Annotated in this window: 4 protein-coding genes; 1 reads left to right on the top strand and 3 read right to left on the bottom strand. The window is 76.2% G+C overall.

From position 1 onward, the window contains the following. On the top strand, positions 1–537 hold a 537-nt coding region (locus ICW40_RS17550), incomplete at its 5' end, for a murein hydrolase activator EnvC family protein (RefSeq protein WP_374199179.1). Positions 538–576: 39 nt separating this feature from the next. Here ICW40_RS17550 and whiG read toward each other — a convergent pair. From whiG to ICW40_RS17535, 3 genes are all read right to left on the bottom strand, one after another. Further along, entirely contained in the window at positions 577–1,437 is an 861-nt protein-coding gene (gene whiG / locus ICW40_RS17545; RefSeq protein WP_221655295.1) for an RNA polymerase sigma factor WhiG, read from the bottom strand. A gap of 9 nt (positions 1,438–1,446) precedes the next feature. Continuing rightward, a complete protein-coding gene (locus ICW40_RS17540) occupies positions 1,447–2,376 on the bottom strand; it encodes a tyrosine recombinase XerC (RefSeq protein ID WP_221655294.1) in 930 nt (309 codons plus the stop codon). A 53-nt stretch (positions 2,377–2,429) separates the two neighbouring features. After that, positions 2,430–3,364: DNA-processing protein DprA (locus tag ICW40_RS17535; protein WP_221655293.1), on the bottom strand; the 935-nt coding region annotated here is incomplete at its 5' end.

Raw genomic sequence — 3,364 nt, 5'->3', positions numbered from 1 at the left:
GTCGTGGGGCGGACCGGCGAGGAGGCGCTCGCCGAGCTGGCGCGAGCGGCCGGCGTCGACCGGGGCGGCACGGCCGTCAGTGCCGGCGACGGAGAGGGGGGCGAGGCCGCCGGCACGACGTACCGCCTGCCGGTCACGGGCGGTGCGCTCCGGGCGCGGTTCGACCCGCCCCCGCAGCCCTGGTCGTCCGGCCACCGGGGTGTCGACCTGGAGGCGGCCACGGGGACCGCCGTGTCGGCGCCGGCCGCGGGCACCGTCGTGTTCGCCGGACCCGTGGTGGACCGGCACGTGGTCACGGTGCTGCACGACGACGGCCTGCGCTCGAGCCTCGAACCGGTGCTCGCCGAGGTCCCCGTCGGGACGCGGGTCGCACCCGGGCAGGCGCTCGGCACGATCCAGCCCCCGCCCGCGGCGACGCACTGCTCGCCGCGGTGCCTGCACTGGGGCGTCCGCGACGGCGAGGCCTACGTGGACCCGCTCGACCTCGTGGCCGGCACGGGCCCCGTGGTCCTCCTCCCAGGGCCACCCGACCGCTGACCGGAGCAGGTCCGTCGGGCAGCGGGAGGAGCAGGCGGGTCAGACCTTGTCGTGCTCCTGCAGCGTGGTGCGGAGGCGCAGCATGGCGGCGGTGTGCATCTGCGAGATGCGCGACTCCGTGACGCCCAGGATGCGCCCGATCTCCGCGAGCGTCATGCCCTCGTAGTAGTAGAGGACGAGGACGATCTTCTCGCGCTCACCCAGGCGCTCGATGGCGCGGGCGAGCATGATCTTCATCTCCTGCGCCTCGACGCTGCCCGCGGGGTCGGTCGCGCCCGGGTCCTCGAGGGTGTCCAGCAGCGACAGCGAGTCGCCACGGTCGGCGCTGCCGCCCAGGAGCTCGTCGAGCGCGGCGACGTTCACCGTGGACAGCTGGGTGAAGACCGCGCGCAGCTCGCCCACGCCGATCTCCAGGCGCGCCGCGACCTCCTGCTCGGAGGGCGCGCGACGGAGCTCGCCCTCGAGCTCGGCGAACGCGCGGTCGACCGCACGCGCCTTGGTGCGCACGGAGCGGGGGATCCAGTCGATGGCCCGCAGCTCGTCGATGATCGCGCCGCGGATGCGCGAGCTCGCGTAGGTCTCGAACTTCACCGCACGGTCGGTCTCGTACTTCTCGATCGCGTCGATGAGGCCGAACATCCCGTACGAGACGAGGTCGGCCTGCTCGACGGTGCTCGGGAGCCCGGCCCCCACGCGTCCCGCGACCATCGTGACGAGGGGCGCGTAGTGGAGGATCAGGCGCTCCCGCGCCCCGCGGTCGCCGGTCTCCTTGAAGACGGACCACAGCGACGTCACGTGGAGGGCGTCCTCGGCGGCTCCCTCGGAGTGGGGGCGCGGGACGACCTCGCTCGGGGTGCGCGTCGCGCCCCTCGCGGACCGGGTCTGGGACTCTGCTGCCATCGGTCCCTCTCAGGCTCGTGGGTGGGCCTGGAGGTACGAGGACCTCAGGCGGTCGGGGCTGACGTGCGTGTAGCGCTGGGTCGTGGCGAGCGTCGCGTGACCGAGGATCTCCTGCACGCTACGCAGGTCCGATCCCCCCTGCACGAGGTGGGTCGCGGCCGTGTGGCGCAGGGCGTGCGGTGCGACGTCCTCGACGCCCGCCGCGGCCGCCGCCCGGTGGACGACGGCGCGGACCTGACGCTGGTCCAGGCGGCCTCCCCTGCTGCCGAGGAGGAGGGCCGGCCCCGACGTCGCGGTGGCGAGCGCGGGTCGACCGAGGTCCAGCCACATCCCGACCGCACGCCCGGCGGGTACGCCGAAGGGCACGACCCGCTCCTTGGCGCCCTTGCCCATGACGCGGAGCAGGCGCGACGAGCGGTCGACGTCGTCGACGTCGGCACCGACGAGCTCGCCCACCCGCACGCCGGTCGCGTACAGCAGCTCGAGGGCGGCCCAGTCGCGCAGCGCGAGCGGGTCGCCGTCGTCGGCGAGCGCACGCGCCGCATCGAGGAGCGCGGCCGCGGGACCCACACCGAGCGCCACCGGCAGCGAGTCGCCCGGCTGGGCCGTGACGAGCCGTACGGCGGGGTCGACCGGCACGAGGCCCTCGTGCGCCGCCCACGCGTAGAAGGCGCGGACCGCGGCACCGCGCCGCGCGATCGTCGCGCGGGAGAGGCGTCCGGACACCATCGAGGCCAGCCAGGCGCGCAGCAGCGGCAGGTCGACGTCCGGCCACGCCACGCCGCGGCGGCGAGCGAACCCGAGCGCGTGCCGGACGTCGCCGCAGTACGCGCGCACCGTGTGCGGCGACAGACCGCGTGCTGCCGACAGGTGCAGCCCGAAGTCCGCGACGGCGACGTCGTCGGTCGACGCGCCGATCACGTCGTTGCGGGGCTGCATGTCACCTACCGTGGCCCCTCGCGCGAGCGCTCACAAGACGAGGGCCGCAGACTTCACCCGCTCCCGCCCGTCCGACGCCCGGCTTTGGACCGATTCGCCCGACTCCGACCGGCTTCGTCACCGGGACGAACCCGGCGCCATCGTCCCGAGACCTGGACCGCGAGGCCTGCCAGCTCGAGCGCGCCGAGGGCCGCCGTCAGCTCGGGCAGCGTGAGCCCCGCGACGCCCGTCAGCGCGTCCAGCGTGGCCCCGCTCCGGACGGGCAGCGCGTCCAGCGCACGGCGCGCCGCCTCGTCGAGGCCGTCGAGCGCGAGGCGTCCGTCGCCGGGGGGCTCCCCCGCGCGGCCGTCCCGGGCACGGCCGTCCTCGGCGCTCGCGCTCACGAGCTCGAGGACCTCGGCGGCGTCCGTCACGCACACCGCGGCACCCTCGCGCAGCAGCCGGTGGCACCCGGCCGAGGCGGCCGACGTCACCGGTCCCGGCACCGCGCCGACCGGACGCAGCAGCGCGGCGGCATGGCCCGCGGTGCTCAGCGCACCCGAGCGCCACGCGGCCTCCACGACGACCGTCGCCTGCGCCGCGGCAGCGATCAGCCGGTTGCGCTGGAGGAACCGCGTGCGGCTCGGCACGGCTCCGGGCGGCACCTCGCTGACGCAGGCGCCCGCTCCGTCGGCGATCGCACCGAGCAGGCGTGCGTTCCCGGCCGGGTAGGGCCGGTCGACCCCGCCCGCGAGGAACGCGACGGTCGGAGTCCCTCCGACGACGGCGGTGCGGTGCGCCACCGCGTCGACGCCGTACGCGCCGCCGGACACGACGCTCACGCCGGCGTCGCCGAGTCCCGCGGCGAGCTCCGCCGTGACGTGCTCGCCGTACGCGGTGCACGCGCGCGCCCCGATGAGCGCGACCGAGCGCTCGCACAGCCGGTCGAGCGCCGCGGCGCCGCGGACCCACAGGCACGCCGGTGCCGCGGGGCCGAGGTCGGCGAGGC

The sequence above is a fragment of the Actinotalea ferrariae genome, assembly GCF_019733465.1.
GTDB lineage: Bacteria > Actinomycetota > Actinomycetes > Actinomycetales > Cellulomonadaceae > Actinotalea > Actinotalea ferrariae_A.
The sequence above is the reverse complement of the archived record's forward strand: the minus strand, read 5'-3'. Positions and strand labels throughout refer to the sequence as shown.

Coding starts and splice junctions, on each gene's coding strand:
- whiG (WP_221655295.1), bottom strand. CDS start 1,437: ATGGCAGCAGAGTCCCAGACCCGGTCCGCGAGGGGCGCGACGCGCACC.
- ICW40_RS17540 (WP_221655294.1), bottom strand. CDS start 2,376: ATGCAGCCCCGCAACGACGTGATCGGCGCGTCGACCGACGACGTCGCC.